The organism is Photobacterium nomapromontoriensis (genome assembly GCF_050336815.1).
GTDB classification, from domain to species: domain Bacteria; phylum Pseudomonadota; class Gammaproteobacteria; order Enterobacterales; family Vibrionaceae; genus Photobacterium; species Photobacterium nomapromontoriensis.
On sequence record NZ_JAKJSL010000050.1, the window covers coordinates 41,332 to 59,662 of the forward strand.

General features: G+C 43.8%; 10 protein-coding genes and 1 pseudogene. 8 read left to right on the forward strand and 3 right to left on the reverse strand.

Features of this window, described 5'->3' with window-relative positions:
• Positions 1–12 precede the first annotated feature (12 nt).
• From L4D12_RS20710 to L4D12_RS20740, 7 genes are all read left to right on the forward strand, one after another.
• Positions 13–384, forward strand: coding sequence for a hypothetical protein (locus L4D12_RS20710; protein WP_428449736.1), 372 nt, complete (start codon positions 13–15; stop codon positions 382–384).
• On the forward strand, positions 384–644 hold the full coding sequence (locus L4D12_RS20715) for a bacteriocin (protein WP_428449737.1): 261 nt from the start codon (positions 384–386) through the stop codon (positions 642–644). The genes L4D12_RS20710 and L4D12_RS20715 overlap by 1 nt, the downstream gene beginning before the upstream one ends.
• Before the next feature lie 8 nt (positions 645–652).
• Positions 653–1,348: a hypothetical protein gene (locus tag L4D12_RS20720; RefSeq protein WP_428449738.1), complete on the forward strand. Its 696-nt coding sequence runs from the start codon at positions 653–655 to the stop codon at positions 1,346–1,348.
• Positions 1,348–2,094 carry a hypothetical protein gene (locus tag L4D12_RS20725; RefSeq protein WP_428449739.1) on the forward strand — a complete coding sequence of 249 codons (747 nt, stop codon included), beginning with the start codon at positions 1,348–1,350 and terminating at the stop codon, positions 2,092–2,094. The genes L4D12_RS20720 and L4D12_RS20725 overlap by 1 nt, the downstream gene beginning before the upstream one ends.
• Positions 2,095–2,207: 113 nt before the next feature.
• Positions 2,208–10,979, forward strand: coding sequence for an LPD5 domain-containing protein (locus L4D12_RS20730; protein WP_428449740.1), 8,772 nt, complete (start codon positions 2,208–2,210; stop codon positions 10,977–10,979).
• A gap of 485 nt (positions 10,980–11,464) precedes the next feature.
• The gene (locus L4D12_RS20735; protein WP_428449741.1) at positions 11,465–12,205 is read left to right on the forward strand and encodes an HNH endonuclease; all 741 of its coding nucleotides are present in this window, start codon (positions 11,465–11,467) and stop codon (positions 12,203–12,205) included.
• 827 nt (positions 12,206–13,032) lie between these two features.
• On the forward strand, positions 13,033–13,929 hold the full coding sequence (locus L4D12_RS20740; protein WP_428449742.1) for a helix-turn-helix domain-containing protein: 897 nt from the start codon (positions 13,033–13,035) through the stop codon (positions 13,927–13,929).
• A gap of 210 nt (positions 13,930–14,139) precedes the next feature.
• Here the strand turns inward: L4D12_RS20740 and L4D12_RS20745 are convergent, their stop codons facing one another.
• On the reverse strand, positions 14,140–14,745 hold the full coding sequence (locus L4D12_RS20745; protein ID WP_428449743.1) for a Rha family transcriptional regulator: 606 nt from the start codon (positions 14,743–14,745) through the stop codon (positions 14,140–14,142).
• A gap of 425 nt (positions 14,746–15,170) precedes the next feature.
• Positions 15,171–16,367 (reverse strand): hypothetical protein, encoded by a 1,197-nt coding sequence (locus L4D12_RS20750; protein WP_428449744.1) that lies wholly within the window; start codon positions 16,365–16,367, stop codon positions 15,171–15,173.
• 898 nt (positions 16,368–17,265) lie between these two features.
• Between L4D12_RS20750 and L4D12_RS20755 the strand changes: the two genes are divergently transcribed.
• Entirely contained in the window at positions 17,266–18,003 is a 738-nt protein-coding gene (locus tag L4D12_RS20755; RefSeq protein ID WP_428449745.1) for an integrase arm-type DNA-binding domain-containing protein, read from the forward strand.
• 123 nt (positions 18,004–18,126) lie between these two features.
• On the opposite strand, the pseudogene L4D12_RS20760 reads toward L4D12_RS20755, so the two are convergent.
• A pseudogene (locus L4D12_RS20760) lies at positions 18,127–18,331 on the reverse strand (IS3 family transposase); the annotation flags it as partial.

Sequence of the window (18,331 nt, forward strand, 5' to 3'; positions counted from 1 at the left end):
GGAAGTTTGACAATGGGTATAGCAGCAGACACGTATGCAGAACTAACTCGTGCAATGTATGACGATTGGTATGAGCGTTTCTACCCAAAGCAAAAAGAGTTACTTGAGAAGGCATCAAGCGGGGTACTGGCTCAAGAGCAGTTAACTCGCGTTGATGAAAACATGCAAAGTTCAATGCGAGCCGCGACTCAAAGCAATGCCAATAATATGGCGCGATTTGGTTTAAGTGCTGAAGACAGTGAATCTAATGCCGCTCGTCAGGCTCTCGGGGTTGCGGGTGCCAAGAATGCAGTGCGTGAACATGAGCAAGATCGCTCTATGTCAATTCTATCTGGGGCCAATATGGGACTACGCGATCAAATGAATGTTGGCGGAGGAATGTAATGTCGTATTCAGTTCTGCAATTAGGTGGTGATACCCGAAAGCAAGCCATGTCGGGTTTACGTGATGCGGCTAACCGGGAAGAAGAGGTTGATCGCATGAATAAACAGCTGAAGACCGCAGAGCGTACTCAGACAATGAGCGCAATGGGAAGCGGTGCTGCTATGGGAGCAATGGTGGGAATGCAAGCTGGTAGTGTTGGTGGCCCCATGGGTATGGCTATTGGGGCTGTTGGTGGCCTTATTCTTGGCGAATTATTTTAGGAGTTGTTATGGTTCAGGGTTTACGCAATGCAACAGCGCAGCAACCCAACATTAAGCAAGCTATTGCTGAAGTTGATACTGCAAAAAAAGGTGTGACCGCGCAAGATATTGAGGCTGCTTGGGGTGAGTTTATTAAGACTGGTGAGATTAACCCTATATTTGATGACCCAGCCATAATTAACACAGCGTATGACATTAAGCGCTACACACCTGAATTGATGCAGGCATTTAGCCAAGTAGCAAAGCTGATGCCTCAAGTGATTAGCGGAAAACAAAAGCCAGCGGTTCTAATTGATGCGCTGAATCTTGTCTACCGAAAAAACATCGATAAAGTAATCGGCCAAAAAGACGAGTCAGGTAAAACCATTGTTAAAGCACAGTTGGCCCATATTGATTTGTTAGCTGATATTGATCCCAATATGGCTGGTGATCAGCCGGGTATCGTGTTAGCCATTGAAGTGTTTTATGAAGATGGCAGTTCTGGCGGTGTTCGACCTATTACCAAAAATCGTAGCACTGCAAAAGACGATAATCCTATGGTGATCCCATTACAGTCAGCCATGGGCGATTTGTCGGGTCAACTTGCTCTAGCGCAAAAACTCATGCACAGCGATCACTATCAATCGCTATTCCCACAGCAAGCACAACCTCAACAAACACAGTCAACACAACAACCGCAGCCTGTCGCTGCTACGGGGGCGTAATGAACCTAGACACTCGCGGCTTTATGGATGGTGCATTTCGTGGCTTTCAAATGATGGAGAGCTATTACGACCGCCAAGACCGAAAAGAAGCTCGTGCAGATAGTTTGCGTCGTGCCGATGAACGCCAACAAGTTGAAGATAAGCGATACACAGATAATTTAAATCGTGAAGAAGAGCGTCATGCCGAAAATGTTGCATGGCGCGAGAAGGTGCATCGAGATAACAAAGCGTTGCAAGGTTTACGCTATGCGACGAGAGGGGGTAACTCTGGTTTTGGAAAAGAGTACCGTGGTGCTGTAACCAAGTTGATGACGTGGAAACGAGATTCACTTGCGAAGATAGATCCATTGCTTACAGGTGATGATCGCAAAGGAGCTATTGAAAGCATTGATGAACAGTATAAGGCTGGTATGGATGATATTAACTCGTTGTATGGTTTATCGAGCGTACCTCAAGTGGGGAATGGTGTAGACTCTAAACCAAAAGATGAGGCACCTTATATTTCATGGACTGCAAAAGATCCAAACCGAGCTGGATTTATTAATGCTTTAAAACGAGCCAATATTGACATATCTAGTATTCCTGCAGATAAATTGACTTTGATGTTTAATGATAACGCAGCAAAAAAAGCAGAATCTGAAGCTGCTCTTGCGCGTAAAGCTCAGTTTGATTCTGATGCTGATAAGATACTGGGATTAAATTCTGTTGATAGCGAGTTAGCAATTAACGCTTATCGAGCAAGGTAACGTCTCGTTCTTTGCCGAAAAGCAAAGCATACTGAATACATTATGGAAAGCTACACCTAAGCCACTACCTCGAAAGGGGTGGTGGTTTTTTTATGCAATTTTATGGGGTTCACATGAGCGATAAACTGCTAGGCAGCGACATTAATCCTAAAGCTACGGTACAAGCTAAAACAGACATGTCAGAAAACTATGAGCTTTCTGATGGGTTTAATCCATTTGATTATATCGAAAAGCCAAAGCCTGAAAATTTAGAAGTAAGTGTTGGCGATGCTTTAAAAGCTGCAACAACTTCTGGATTGAGGTCTGTTCAGGGTATTTTTGAAATACCGAATCAAATTAATCACTCAAGCACAGAAAAAGCATATATGCAGCGAGTGCCTGAAGAATTACGAACCGAAGCTAAACCAACTCCTTTTGAGGATAAGCGTAAGTCGCTATCAAATATTGCAGTAGATAAGCTAGGCGGATGGGCTGACTCAGTGCAAGCTACTATGAGTTCCGATGCACAAAAAGCAATGCATACACCATTTTATCGTGACGGTGAAGTATCTAGCGATCCAGCTGTTTGGGGTATCCAGTTCGCCAATTTAGTGGGTTACATGGCCCCAACAGTTGCAACCATGATAGCTACACGAAAAGTACCTGTCGATAATCTTGCTCCCAATATTAAAAGATTAATGCTTAGATCTGGTGTTTCTGCTGAAATGGCAGAAAAGGCACTTCCTCATACATTGAATGCAATCAAAAACGCACCGGCATTAGGTGTCGGCGTGGCTAGTGATGTAGGTTCCCAAGGTGTTCAAGCTCGTGAAATGCTATTAAATGCTAGTCATGAGCAACTGATGCAATCACCAACTTATATTCAGGCTTTTCGCGATATCCATGCCGATCCAGAGAATACAGGGCTATCTAACGAACAGAAATTTGAGTTAGCAAAGGAACGAGTGAGTAATATTGCATCTCAAGATACGATGACAGATCCAAAGACTATTGCTGCTAGTGTTCTTGCTACTGGGTTCGGTGATGTCGCATTATCTCGTGCTGTGTTAAGCGGAACAGCAAAAAGTGCAGGTGGTTTGCGTGGTGCTGCAACTGGATTTCTTAAGGGTGGTACCAAAGAAGGTGGATTGGAGTTCGGTCAAGAGTACACAACGCAACGAGTTAGTAATGAAATTTCTAACAAACATGCAGGAACAAACTTAGATTTAGATTCTGGCGCTATGGATGCGGGTATTAATGGCCTGATTGGTGGCTTTGTTATGGGCAGCGGCATGGGCACTGTCGGTGGGTTACGCAGTGTTGACCAGAGTGCTATTCCTGAAGCAGAAACTGCAGTCGATGAAAATGCCGTAGATGTATCGGCAACTGTAAATCCTGAGCAGCCGGTTGCCTCTGAAATCCCAAATGAGGTAGTAGCTGAAAGTCCCGAGATCAACATTGCAGCGGATACTACTCGGGTTGATGTATCTGCGACTGCTGACTTTAATAATGAGCCTAAAGAGTTTACACCGGATCCACTTAAGGCCAAGCAAAGCAGCATTGATTCGATCAATCGACACAAACTTAAGATCATTAACTCATTAAGCAAGTTGAGAAAGGCCAATCTAAAAGCAAAGGATGGAAAGTCGGGATTATTCGGCGGCTCATCGGCCCGTGATGCTAAAGCGTTGGAATCAGAACTGCGAGCATTAAGCCAAGTAGATCCATCCGTTGCTCAGCAGTTAGTAAAGAATATTGCCGAGATATATAAAAACGACAGCAATATTGATTTGGTAGAAATGGTGGGTCGTGATTCTAGCTTAGGCCAGGCGCTATCAGAAATTCTTACCTCTACGGCCTCATCTGCAACCAAAATCAAAGATAGCTACACGAAAGCTGAAGTATCTAATGATATGGATGCCCCGGCTTACCTTCGCAAAATATTACGCCATGAAGCGGGACCGCAACAGCAGCAAGGTAGCGCCGATGTTGATCAGAGCGATTTCGATATTCCGGCTTATCAGCGACAGGGTAAGGCCGTAAACATGGATCCTGAAGCGGTTGATGTCTCTGCGACTGAAAATCTACCTGCAGTTAGCGACGTTGAGGGGGAATGGATTGGAGCCGATGAGCAGCAAGGCGAGCAACAACCAGAACCCGCATCACTTCGTTCTATTGAGCAACAGCATCAGCCTCGCCTTAAAGGTGAAAATATCATTTACGGTGATGCGCCGCAGCGTGAGTCAGTTGATGATCACATGGAACAGCAAACCTCGCAGCCTCAGTTCAGCGGCGGTGAACAGGTTAAAGGTCAGCAGTTTATCCCTCGTGAAGAATCAGCCGCAGTAAATGACGAAACGCCTCAAATTGATGGTCATACAGTGGTCATCGATGGTGAATACCATACTGTTGGTAAAACTGGATTAGTACCAAGTGATGCACGGCCCAGTGTTATCTATGGCCGAAGCCAGCAATCAGCACAAGTAGATACAACAGATCTTGATAAACAGGTCGGTGAACAGCAGTTTGATGGCGGTATCCCTAAGAAAAAGCTGCGTCAGCTTAAATACCTGGCTCAACGTCGTGATGCAAAAATTCCATTGGCGATGCAGCGGTTAAAAGGTTCGGCGCGTTTTACCCGGCCTGAGTACCGTGAGCGATTGGTTTCACTTGCTGATGAAGCAACATCGCTGGGTAATAGCAAAGAGATTAATACGCAGATAGATACCATTTCAGGTGCAATCGCAAAAATTGGCGGCATTAACCGTGAAGTTGCTCAATCTGAAGGTATCGATCCAGCGTCGTTTAAGCGCAATAAATTATTCCCCGCAACGGGTGGCCGCACATTCGATGAACTGGCCGAGCTATTGAACGAACATGGGTTTACGAGTCGAGGCGGCAGTAAGTTGTCTGCCAACGATGTACTTGATCTGGTTGATGGTGAAGTTAACAGCGGCGAACGCCACTTTAGTTCTCAGTCTGATGCGTTGACGGAAACCCATCAAGGCTCGGCATTAGCAGATATGGTGCGAGAGTATGGTGCTGAGAGAGTACAAACCGCAATAGGAAAGGCACTCACAGGGGCTCGATTGGGTGATCGTCAGGCAGAGATTGTGAATGAGGCAATGGATGTCATTGAGACAGGGCGCATTGAGCAGGCAGGCGGTATTGAATCGCGACGGGCTGAACGTGATATGCGGCGTGAGACTCGTTCATCTAAGCGTAAGCAGCAACTTGATCAGGTGACAACAGACCTAGCTTTGCCGGACTGGGTGACAGATAGCACAACTGCGCAGGCTGAAAGTGAATACAATGAAACTGTTGAAGCCGCACTGGATGAGGCGATAAAGCATGCCGCCGTTGCGGATCCTGACGCGGGTGATTTATTGCTTGATAAATATGAGTCCGGCCTCATCACGATGGCCTCACTGATTGAACAACTTGGAGCGTTAAACTATGCCGATCGACAAAAACTCACAAACGTGGAAAACACTCAACCAGTTACCCAAGGAGCGGATAGTGAAAGCGCTTCGCAACGGGCTAGAGAAGGGCAGGAAAATCCACAACAGACTGGTAGCGCAGGGCATCGACCCGATGATTCTGGTACCGGGCAGCGAGCAGAGCAAAGCGTGGGAGGCATCGAAGAAAACGACAGAGGAAGCGATAGAAAAAATGAAGTCGAAGCCGTAGCCGAGAAACCTAAACCTCGTGAACTGGCCAGCTTAGATCCTGAAGATAAGTCAGAGTCTGCATTAAAGGCCAAACTCGAAGATGTAGGCGAAAAAATTGGCGGTGCTCGGAAGGATGTTTGGAATGCATACGCCGATTCTATTGAAGGTAAAACCGATAGCGATATCCAGCAATTAACGCTATCTAAAGCTTGGCCTCAGCCAAACTATCAAGCAATGCTCAATCAAGGTGTTTCACTCGAAGCACTTAGCCTATTTCGAGCGGTACGCGATAGCATAACGGCTAAACCTCGTAGTGCATTTAAGTTAGCGCGTTGGGCCAAGAGTGTTCATATGATGCGTGATATTGCATTAGGTGCGGTGAATGGTTCGATTGAACCGCAGCGTGCTAAATCAATGCTGATGCAGGCTTCCAGCCGAGAAAGCCACAAAATAGCCGGACGCGCAGAACTGTATGAAGTGGTCGGGCATGAAAACAGCCTTTCAAACTTTGCGCTAACCAGCGGAAACTATAGCCTCTTTGCTGGTGAGAGTTTTGAAACGCCAAAGACTATCTGGACTGTTGAACGTGCATCTGGTGGTGGTTTTTATGGTAATTGGCCTAGACAGATAGCCCATGGCAATACCAAAGAAGAAGCCATTGCCGCGTTTAAAGAAAAGTACGATGAGCTGATGAATAAGGATCAGGCAAAGCGTAAAGCTGTGTCGTTTGATATCTACACCAAGCGCGGTGAGAATGGTTACTTCATTGGTAAAAAGGTGGGTCGCGGTTATATCGATTTAGAGGGACCAATTGAGTCAGTCAAAGATGCCCGTCTCAAAGCCATTGAAGATAACGATGGTCTTGTTAAGAAGTTAGAGAATGCCAAATTTATACCGGCACCACGGCGTGATCTGAATAACCCTCGTGTCGGAGAAGACTTGAGGCAGAGTGGTGATGTCTCTGCAGATGATTTTGCCAAGGTATTTGGTTTCCGTGGGGTTGAATTCGGTAACTGGGTTGATCAAAAGAAACGTCAATCAATGGTTAACGATGCCTATGACTCACTTATGGATATGGCCGCTATTCTTGGTATCTCGCCTAAGGCTATTTCGTTAAATGGTGAACTTGGATTGGCCTTTGGTGCTCGAGGTAAGGGTGGGGCAGATCCGGCAAAAGCACATTATGAACCTGGTAAGGTGGTTATCAACCTGACCAAGAATCGTGGTGCTGGTTCATTAGGCCATGAATGGTGGCATGCACTGGATAACTACTTTGCCAAGATGAATACTGGATCAAATTCATCCAGTGATGCGTTTATGACAGAGCCATCATACCGAGCTGAAGAGGATTCTCTTGTTCGCGCTGAAATGCGCAAGACATTTGCTGATGTGATGGGTACCATTAATCAGAGTGACCTGGCAAAACGCTCTCGTAAGCTAGATGCTGGGCGCAGCAAGGATTACTGGTCAACACCTGTTGAAATGAGCGCTCGTTCGTTTGAGTCCTACTTGATAGCTAAATTGGCAGATCAAAACGCGACTAATGATTTCCTCGCCAACATAGTCAGTGAAGATGCCTGGAATGTTGCATCACCTGATGGCAGTAAAGCCAAACATTCATACCCGTACCCTAATCAGTCAGAATCCCAATCTATCCGACGTTCATTTGAACATCTATTCAATGTTATGGATCAGCATGAGTTCGATGATGGCCGCGTGATGCTGTATTCACGCGAGGGTGTGACTATTGATAGTGGCAATCAAAAGGGCATGCCACTAAAACAGGCCGAACTGGCCGTGAAATCATGGTTGCGCCAGTACAATGGCGGCGCGGCTGTATCTGTTAAGGTCGTTCAAACACAAGTGGAAGCCGAGAAGTTGATAGGGGCTTCATTTGACGGCTATAAGGTAAATGCATTTTATGATGAAGTGAGCGCATCCGTTGTCGTTGTGGCTGACAACATCGCCAATACCAAAGAATTACGGAAAAAGCTTCGCCATGAAGTGCTAGTTCACCACGGACTACGTGCGGTTGTCGGTGATACCGAGTATGGGCGCATCTTGAAAACGGTTTACTCTGGCTTAGGATCTAAGTATCTCAAGGACCTAATCAGTGACGTTGAGCAAAGCTATGATAAATCTGATCTGAATGGGTTTGTTGAGGAAGTCATCGCACATGCTGCAGAGGTTGATCGTGGTAAGGTCGGCCAATGGATGGATCGCATTGTTGCAGCTATTGCGCAGGCGTTACGTAAAGTTGGTTTGATGGCACCATCAGACATGACAAAGGCCGAGCTCAATAATATTGTTCACACCCTGACGGATAGGATCAAGTCGGTAAATGAGTGGGGGCCAGATAACACACCGCCGGACGGTTCTGGTAGCGGTCGTCTTTCTCGTACCAAGTTCAGTCGTTCAGCGACCAATAGTAAACAGCACTCCAGTAGTTTTTTGTCTGACGTTGCACAGGCACGCGCTAAGATCGCGGCTCATGTGACTGGGCCCAAGGCTGAGACCGCAGCTGGTGGTTTTGATATTCCCACTGAAAATCTTAAGTCCACTATTGCGCGTAAGTGGGCTGATAAGTTCCAAGTCCTCAAAGAACTACAACGTAACATCAAAGAAGCCGGCGGAACGGTGACCGAAGATAACGACGCCTATTTGGCTGAAGAACTGTTTCACGGCAAGGCTGAGAATGATTTGCGGATCATGAAGGATACGTTTGTTAAGCCACTGGCTGACAAGATGGCTAAGTTCAATATCAGCCAGGCTGATCTGGATGAATATTTGATAGCCCGTCACGCACAAGAGCGTAACGAATACATTGCCTCCATCAATCCGAAGTTCTCTGATGGTGGTTCCGGTATGAAGACCCAAGATGCTAAAGACAAACTCAATGCTATCCGCAGTGGTGGTAAGCAGCGCCAGTATGATGAATTGGCACATATCGTCGATGCAATGATTGCCCGGCAGCGTGATGTGTTGCGTGATAGTGGTCTGGAAACAGATGAAGTCCTCGATACCTGGCAAGCGCATTATCAATACTATGTCCCGCTTAAAGGTATAGCCAAGGATGAATCGTCATTACCTCGAACCGGTAAGGGTTTCAGTATCGGTGGTAAAGAGGCTAAGACAGCCAAAGGCCGTAAATCACAAGCCGAATCACCGAGTGGGCATGCAATTCTTGATCTAACCGAGAAGCTTGTTCGCGCTCGTAAAAATGAAGTGGGTAATTCACTGCTGAAGCTGGTTGAAGACAACCCGTCGTCGGACTATTGGCAGGTATTCACCAATGACAATCCAGATAAAGCCCCGCAGATTGTTGAGCGTAAAAATCCACTGACAGGCGAAAAAGAGAAGGTCGTCGAAGATCGCGCCGTTCCTATGTCGATGATGCCGGATCATTACTTCCCAACAAAGAAAGACGGAAAGGTGTACTACATCAAGCTGCATGATCAGCGATTAATGAACGCAATGAAGAATATAGGGCCGGATACGTCCAACGGTCTCATTCGCGTCATGGCCACGTTCAACCGTTTCTTAGCCTCGGTTAACACCACGTATAACCCTGAGTTCGTCATTGGTAACTTTGCGCGTGATATTCAAACGGCAGTGTTGAACCTATCAGCAGAGCAGACCCGGGATGATGGCAAGATTAAGGGCAAGAACATCGCTAAACAGGTGATAGCTGATATTGGTAAGGCCATGCCAGCTGTTTATGCCTCATTGACGGGAAAGAAGGCCAAGACCGCTAAGGGGCGTGAATGGCAGCAATACTTTGATGAGTTTATGGCCGATGGCGGTAAAACTGGCTGGTTCGATATGAAGGACGTAGACGGGCAGGCCAAAGATCTTGAGCGTATGGTAGCGATGGCCAGCGGGACAGCAAAAGGTAAAGCGTACAAGACCTTTGATATGGTGACCGGCTTTGTTGAGAACATGAACGGATCCATTGAAAACGCAGTTCGTCTATCAGCCTATGTTAATGCGCGTAAAGTCGGAGTGAGCCGTAAGAAGGCAGCATCATTAGCGAAAAACATGACTGTTAACTTCAACCGTAGAGGTGAGTCGGGGACGACACTGAATGCGCTGTACATGTTTGCTAATGCCTCAATACAAGGTTCAGCAAACTTTGTTCGAACCATGGTTGGGTTAAATGGTGACGGTAAGCTCAAGTGGGGCAACTTAAACCGAGCGCAAAAGCTTGCGGTGGGCATTGTTTCAGGCTCCTTTGCAATAGCGATGATGAATCGTAGTGCCGCAGGGGAGGATGACGATGGTGTGAACTGGTATGACAAAGTACCCAGTTACGTGAAAGAGCGTAATCTCGTTATCATGAAATCCCTTGTAGGCGGTGAAGCCGATGGTACTTACTGGTCTATTCCACTGCCATATGGCTACAATATTTTCGCGGTGATGGGATCGGGTATTGAGTCAGCAATGAACAGTGACAATACTACGCCAGCAGAGGCCGCTGGCAGTATGGCGTTAGCAACACTTGGTGCGTTTTCACCAATTGGCATGCATAGTTCGGAAACCGTCTCGGGGACAGTGTTGAAGGGTGCTGCGCCAACCGTGTTCAAGCCAGTGGTGGAGGTTGCGCTAAACGAGAACTTCTTCGGCAGTAATATCTACCAAGAGAACATGCCTTTCGGCACTCAGATGCCTGCTAGTAGCCTTGGGAAGCGATCAACAGGTGATCACTACAAAGCAGTAGCCAAGTGGCTAAATGAGCAAACAGGTGGCAGTGCGTTCCGTTCTGGAGGTATTGATATCAGCCCTGATGTGATGAAGTACTTTGTGGGTTACTTTGGCGGTGCTGCTTTTCGTTTTGCTGATGTAAAAGTGCCTGGCTTAATTGATAAGGTATCTGGTGGTGACATCGATGATAACAAGGTTGCGTTCCTAAGCCGTATATCAGGCAAGGTCATGCCGTATGCTGACCAAAGTAAGTTCTATGAGCGTCGTGAGGAGCTAATGCAAATCAAGGAGGAGGCCAAGGTTACGTTTGGTGAAGAGCGGCCAAAGTTCATGACAGAGTATGGTGATAAGCTAAAGCTCATGCCGTTGCTTAAATCAACAGAGAAGCAGCTGAAAGCACTTCGTAACCGTCGTAATGCTATCTATGCGATGGATGTCCCGCAAAAAGATAAAGATCTTCGGATTAAGAATCTTGAACGTGATATGAAGCGGGTGGTTGATGGATTTAATAAGGCATATGCTGGTAGGGCGTGATTTTTAAGAGAGCATTGATATCTATATGAGTCAGCATATCTTCGTTGACTCACATCTGCCATTTTTGTTTAGAGTTATTGGTCATCATCGATTCATGCTAGTTGTATAACCTATGGTGACCTTCCTTGGTGCGCCATGCACTGTGGATACATACAGTTATAATAAAAATAGCCTATTCCCCGATCACTACTGGGTATTAACGAGACAAGAATTATTTGTTTTGTACAGTGTGCTTGCAGCTATCCATATGATAATAAAGAACTTTTACTCATAATGCTCGGTGTATATGAGGTCTCGTTAAATCTGAATGCTTACTTTGCCCGAATCCATTGAGCAGTTACCTGTGAGTTTGGTGATTTAAGTCATTGAAAATATTATTTTTCATGAGCATAGTGTAATGAGAGAACCAGTATGACAACTGCGTGAAAGCGAGCATGCTGTTTAATACACTGTTACGTGTCTATCGGAGTTCAGATTACTAAATTATGAGCAGAAAGAAATTTATAGAATCGCAGGGCGCTACTTGTAGGAACTGGACTTGGAGTTGGTCATTCATCAACGAAGATAAAAAGATTATTATCTTTGGCGCGTGGGATACAAACACTGATGGTGACACTTCACTCATTCTTAGTGATACTTGGAAAGTAAGTGGCAGAGGAAGAAAACAGCCAGCATACGAACAGTCGAGAGAGCATATTCGCCTTATTGAAGAGGACGGTTATGAGCTTCAAACTTTCCCACTGATATACTCAGACGCCAATAAAGATGAAGATGGTATAGGCCCAGCAAAGATAGAGGGCTTTGTTCCTGAGCTATCGAAAAAGTTACTAAAGAAAGTCGGAGGCAAGTGGTATGCATTCGACGGCGAAATGAGCAATCAGTTTCCAGAAGAAGTCGATACTCCAGAGCGATATATTGAAGGTGCCTCGAAAACTGTTTCCGTAAATACTTATGAACGTAGCGCAGATGCAAGAGCAAAGTGCATCGCACATCATGGCTATCGTTGCGCTGCTTGCGGTTTTAACTTTGAGCAGGTGTATGGTGCAATAGGCGAAAAATACATTCATGTTCACCATGTTATTCCCCTTTCTGAAATCAGAAAAGAGTATGTTTTAAACCCAATAGAAGATCTTGTTCCAGTATGTGCTAACTGTCATGGCATTATTCACAGAACAAGACCAGCTTTAACAGTAGAGCAGCTCAAAGAGCATTTGAGTAGCAAATGAGAAAAACACGTAACAAGTCAAAGCACGCGGACTTGGTAAAGCTGTCACCTTTTTTGTTCCAAAAAAGTCGCCAACTTCACCAAGCCGGTGTTTGAGGCGTTATACAAATAAGTAAGACATCACCACAAATGAGGATAAGAAAATTAGTATTACAATTTCTATATTTGCGTTAATCGTATCTGCCATAGCCTTATATATTACTTTTAGAAAAGATACGTACCAGGTACGTCTAGATCTCAATCGTTCAAATGTATATCGTGATTTTTTAACGATCACCAACGACTCCGTTAATTCACTTCAAGTGCAAGCAATAGGTATTGCAACATCATCGGAGGATCAAGATATAGAATGGTTTGAAAGTTGCGGGTGCAGTGACACTAACAAGAAAGTTGAGTTTCCCAAGGTAATTGGTGGACATCTCTCCTTTGAAGCTAGTTTACCACAACCAAGTCAAGACTATGCCTATTGCGTTCAATTGCCATGTGGAAGAACGTTTGTCATTAACCAATCGCTATCTGAGTCTGATTTTTCAAAACTCAAAAATAAGTCAATCAAGTCTCGTTTGACGCGAGGAAAAACTGGCTTTGAAAAGAGCTATGCGCACCTAAAAAAGTACGGTGTTGAATAAATTTGTAGACAAGCGTTTAAGACAGATTCCCAACGCTCGGCATTTTCAGTTCAAGTTAGTTTTGGTGTTTACGGTGCAATGGTTCAGGTTAAATAACAAGCGTTGCTCACTACATCTTTTATTCAACTCATTGTCCAATAATGTGTGAGTGCGTAGAATTGCGAGTAATTTATATTTATCGGTGGATTAAAGGTTGAACGTGTTTGAAATCATTGTCGAGAACAAAGAGTGGTTGTTTTCCGGAGTTGGAGTAGTGGTTGTTACTGCATTTTATACCCACTTTTTCAATAATAAGCCGATAGAATCAGGACAAAAAAAGGATCAGGAGATCGAGATAGAAGCTCCTGTAATGGAACAAACAGAACCAGAAACAGAAGTCAGTCAAATTTCCCAACGGCTAGTTTTAGTTTTAGAACTAATGAACGAGAAAAGAGAGTATTCGAAGTTTACTATTGCACAATTAGCTCAAATCATGAAGCTACATAAAGTCAGTGAACTTGAAGATATTTTCCGAGGCAAGGAAGAGCCTACATTTGAGTTTATTGAGCGGTTTTGTGATGTATTTGGTGTTAACAAAACTTGGGTTATAGAGGGTAAGAGAGCACCGTTTTCTAATGATGAACAGACGTTTGGAGAACCATTGCGGTATCTAGAGGTTATCGAAAATCTTAATCCGCAACGAGTATTCTTTGTTCGTAAAAACTCAAAAGAAGCGCCAGCATTTATAATGGTGAAATTAAATGATTACAAATTTAAAATATTTCACAGAACATGGCATATAAGTGATGAAGTAGGGGCTGGAGGTCAGCGACAGCTGGTTAGTTTTTATGAGCTAGTTAAGGCGCTTCGCGATGAAAAAGGTTATTATTCGAAGTGCGGTGGTCTAACTCTTGATGAAGATGATTTCAAAGAGTTATTCTGCGGAGATAAGTATCCTGGTGTATATACAGAGCTGGGTCGATCAGAAGATCCATGGTGGGATGATTTAACAGATATTAATCATAGTTATCCGATCTCTGCCAATTATGGAGATTGGCATGGAAAAAGCTTTCTGAAAGCTCAAGAAATTATCAAGTGGAAACTACAAGATAACTAACATAAGCCAGTTATACAAACTGTTTAAGAGTGATTCGCAACGCGTGGCATTTTTACTATGCGTTGCGTTTAGTGTTTAAGGTGGTATGCGGAGACTTTGGTATTACGTTACTCACACCTTAACGTCATTCGTTATATTGTTGCGCAGCCAACACTATATATGATCAAACGAAGGCTCGCATTATCACGAGCCTTTGTCGTTACTAGTCGATCAATGATTCTTCAGCTGATGTAGCTGCAAGTCCTTAACTTTTGCAATCTCCGCAATTTTCTCATTGACACTATTCGATATCGTTAGCAGCTCATCAACACTGAACAAGTTGCTTTCTTGCACAAGGGAAGCAATCCGCGCCTTGTTTACGATAAAGGCATCATTGGGTATGACTTTCGAATCCACGGCCTTGCCGTCTTCAATGAGCGTCATTATTCGGTAACTGGAAGGCACTGATGAGGCTTTATTGGCGAGTTGCTTTGCCATGAGGTTAAACGCGTTGATGTAGGCTTCTTTGACTGCGGCTGCACGTTTTCCTGTAAATCCCATCACCAGAAACATGAAACCGTCTTTAGTCATTTGGTAGACCTTGGAATCTCTTATGACGGCACCCGCGGTGATCTTTTGTGCGTGAGCCGAAAAGTTGGCTGACGCAAAAACATCTGAGCAATCAAGTGATTCTATTTTCGATAGGATATGTTTGTGTTGTTTACTGAAGTGCTTGGATACGGTTAGGGAATCAGTGACAAGTTCGTTAGTGTCGGAAATTGAAATGAGATCTGAGGGACTGAGTTGCGCGATAGGTAGCGAAGTTAGCACGGTCATGATGACCTCCTTGAGTAATTTATTGGACACCACTCAAAAAGGCTAAATTTGGGTGGTGAACTGAGCCGGATTAGCCTTACCGCCCTCAAGGAAACGGCGCACCGAAGTGCTCCGACTCAGTCCACCATAATTCAGGTGTGCGAAGTCACGCATAAAAAAACCAGCATCAAGAGCTGGCGACAATGCGCCTTGAGAAGTTTCAGGAGGCTAATCCCGGCACTGGATTTTGCCAGTACTTTAATAGGTTAGCGATAGAGTGGGGGGCATGTCAATAGATAATCAGCTGAAAGCACTTCGTAATCGTCATCATGCTATCTACGCCATGGATGTTCCGCAAAAAGATAAAGAACCACTCTGTGCGGATCCGCATACAGGGTGGTGTGGGGGCTGGAGGGGAAATACCTCCGGCTACCCGATTAGGCGAATTAGTATGAGTTTTGTGCATCCCTTAACATTTCATATATTTGCCCCACATTCTTGACCCCTTTAAATTTCTCACTATTCATAATATGTGAGATAGCCCCTCGCATTAAGAAGTTTATGGACAAATTATCATCATTTAACTCCTTGTCACCGCCATGCACTATGGCTGATCTCATGCGATAAACATTTTTAAACAACTTTGCTGTTTCACGCCTAGAATCTTTATCTTTCGCTATAATGAAAGTAAATACATCAGAGAGCTTTTCACCAATACTCCTTTGATAGAAACCAACTTCATCGAATGAAAACATCAACTCAACGGACATACAGGTATAAATAACTGAATTCTTTTTATCTTTAGTAAATGCCGATTCACCCAATGCAAGTGCTGAATTAAGTAGTCTAGATTCGATGTCCGTAACCTTTATTCCGTTAATTTTTTTTGTTAACAGGCTCCAAAGCTTGTCAAAGTCCTTATTTTTTGAAAAAAACGGATTGTTTACAGGGATCTTTTCAACATATTTATTGGAAATGTTACCAGAAAGTAGCTTACCTTCTATATCTGTAACATGGTACGAACTTGTACTAACGTACATTTGTTCTTGAGTCATATCAGCATGCATCGGTAGACCAAGTGATATATATATACTTTTATCAAGTTTTCCTGAAATGAAAACTATCAATCGAATAAAGTCTAAAAAAGCGGTTTCAGCTTTTTGAATTGCTAAATTATTATCGTATACCTTTTCAATCGTGATACTAATGAACATGCCTTTTTCATTAGAAATTGGCATCGTGAGGTCTTCCATATACCCAAATGTATATCCACCAAGAGAAAACTTACGAAGACCAGAATCTAGCCTTATGCCTGATATCGGTGATTTAACTACAACACTTCTTGCTTTAACAGCTAGAAGTTCGTCAAATAGACTGTCTTCAGTAACCTCTAATTTATCTTTAGACTTTAGATCTGGTATCTGCTTTTGAATACAATCAAAAACTGTTTTCCTACTAAAACGTGCTGAGAGCTTTTTGTTCAAACTAAATAGCTTTTCTAAGCAATCATTATAAAGGCCTAAATCGTATACATATAAAGATTTTTCTGGTCTTAACCACCGCTGAGGTGAACGCATTGCCTCTTCTGTTGTCCCGTATGTTGTTGATGACAACAACGAACTAATTAATGATTCAAATTTCATATTATACCTATGTCTAATACTGATGGCTGTCGTATTCGCCTAACAGTGTATTAAACAGCATGCTCGCTTTCACGCAGCAACTGTACTGATTAATTCATGGCACTATATTCACAAAATAGATTATTTTCAATGAGTTAAACCACTAAAACGCATAGGTAACTACTCAATGGATTCGGGCAAAGTAAGCATTACGATTTAACGAGACCTCGTATACGCCGAGCGTAATGATTAAATCTTTTTATTATCATATAGATAGGTTGAAAGGTACTTTGCAAAACAAGCAATTCCTGTCTCGTTAATACGCATTAGTGATTGGTGAATAGGTGCATTTTTATTATAACTGTATATATCCACAGAGCATATTGTTCGAAGGAAAGGTCAACGTGGGTTAAGCGCCTGGCATAAATCGACAATGAGTAATAACTTTAAACGCAAATGGGGCGGTAATAGGCTAGATCGAATAGGTAGTGATTGTTGCATTTCGTTGAAAGTAAGTGGTGGGGAAACGTGGATTTCGAAGGGATATTTTGGGGCGGAAACAGGGTAGGCTTAGTTGGTTTTTTGCTATGATTATTAGGCTTAGACTGTATTTAATGGACAGATGCGTCCTAGTTGCGTCCTTTAATGATTTAGATACGAAATACTTGATATAAAATCAATGTGTTAGCAATGACGTTTCATAATCTAGCCAAAATAATGTTGGCTCATTTGTGTTATTCATAATAATTTCCAGAAGCCACTGAGTCAGTAGTAAGTGTTTGTTCTAACAATGGCTTTTAAATGCTATACTGTTCTTATATACAGTAGTTTATTCCGAGTCAATTCCGCTTGGGATTTGCATTTGTGTCCAAATATGTGTCCAAAAAAAATTCTAGATGTGTCCAAATTAAGGTATCCTATGAGCCTGATAGATCGAAAATTAAGAGCAATTAGCAAGCTTGAAACCTATGATGGACCTTCCCAACTTAGTGATGGGGATGGTCTAATTGCTCGTATCTCACCTCTTGCAATCATCACCTTTCAATATCGCTGCCGATTCAATGGTAAACAACTGAGAATTAATATCGGTAAGTATCCCGCAACTTCCCTGAAAGAGGCAAGGCGGAAACATAAAATCATGATGGAATTGAGAGAATCAGGCCGAAACCCTGAGATTGCTATCACTGGTGAGCAAGAATTCGTCACATTAGATGATTGTGTTCACTACTGGCTGAAACACTATGTCCCTACATTAAAGAAGGGGACTCAAGCCTTGTATCAGTCCTTTGCTAAAAACTACTACCTGGGCGCTTCACCAACTCACTATGCTATGGGGAAAAGGCTTTCAGAGCTGCGCCTTGCTCGTCGTTCTCACTTTGATATGAAAGTGGGTATCTGGACTGTCCCCAAAGAACTCAGCAAGACCAATAAGCCTATTCGCCGTCCGATCCCAACCAAAGTACGAGCCATACTCGAGCGCGTGATGGCAACCTACGACGACGTTCTCTTTCCTGGTAGTGACTTTAATACTCCAATAACCATATTGGCTGCTAACCGATATATCAGGCGTATTAGAGCAAACGTTGGGTACGCGGTTCAACTGTCATCAGTTTTTTATGGTTGCCTTCAGGTTGGCTCTCTGAGCCTGAGACTATAAATGAGCGAATTACTAGCTGTTTAACTGGTTTGAAACTCTTTTGTAGGGAGTGTATAGATAGCGATAACTGGTGAGTGTGGGATACGGTGTTTTTCAAGGTAGTTGTCACTAGTTGGTCGATTATTAAGCTGCTTCTCTTTCGGGATTTAAGTGTACTGCCCCGATAGGCTGGCAGTTCCTAATATTCTTTGACCAACGTTCTGGTTTCTTGCTTCGATGTGCTGATAACACCTTCTCTCGACGGCTCAGTATTTCTGTATCTTTTCCACTGTGTCGTTCTGACGGCGTAATGTAATTTAGGCGGCTATGCTTATGTTCGGTGTTATAC

Bases quoted from the DNA above. Each gene is read 5' to 3' on its own strand.
- L4D12_RS20710 (WP_428449736.1), top strand. From the start codon at position 13: ATGGGTATAGCAGCAGACACGTATGCAGAACTAACTCGTGCAATGTAT.
- L4D12_RS20715 (WP_428449737.1), top strand. From the start codon at position 384: ATGTCGTATTCAGTTCTGCAATTAGGTGGTGATACCCGAAAGCAAGCC.
- L4D12_RS20720 (WP_428449738.1), top strand. From the start codon at position 653: ATGGTTCAGGGTTTACGCAATGCAACAGCGCAGCAACCCAACATTAAG.
- L4D12_RS20725 (WP_428449739.1), top strand. From the start codon at position 1,348: ATGAACCTAGACACTCGCGGCTTTATGGATGGTGCATTTCGTGGCTTT.
- L4D12_RS20730 (WP_428449740.1), top strand. From the start codon at position 2,208: ATGAGCGATAAACTGCTAGGCAGCGACATTAATCCTAAAGCTACGGTA.
- L4D12_RS20735 (WP_428449741.1), top strand. From the start codon at position 11,465: ATGAGCAGAAAGAAATTTATAGAATCGCAGGGCGCTACTTGTAGGAAC.
- L4D12_RS20745 (WP_428449743.1), bottom strand. From the start codon at position 14,745: ATGACCGTGCTAACTTCGCTACCTATCGCGCAACTCAGTCCCTCAGAT.
- L4D12_RS20750 (WP_428449744.1), bottom strand. From the start codon at position 16,367: ATGAAATTTGAATCATTAATTAGTTCGTTGTTGTCATCAACAACATAC.
- L4D12_RS20755 (WP_428449745.1), top strand. From the start codon at position 17,266: ATGAGCCTGATAGATCGAAAATTAAGAGCAATTAGCAAGCTTGAAACC.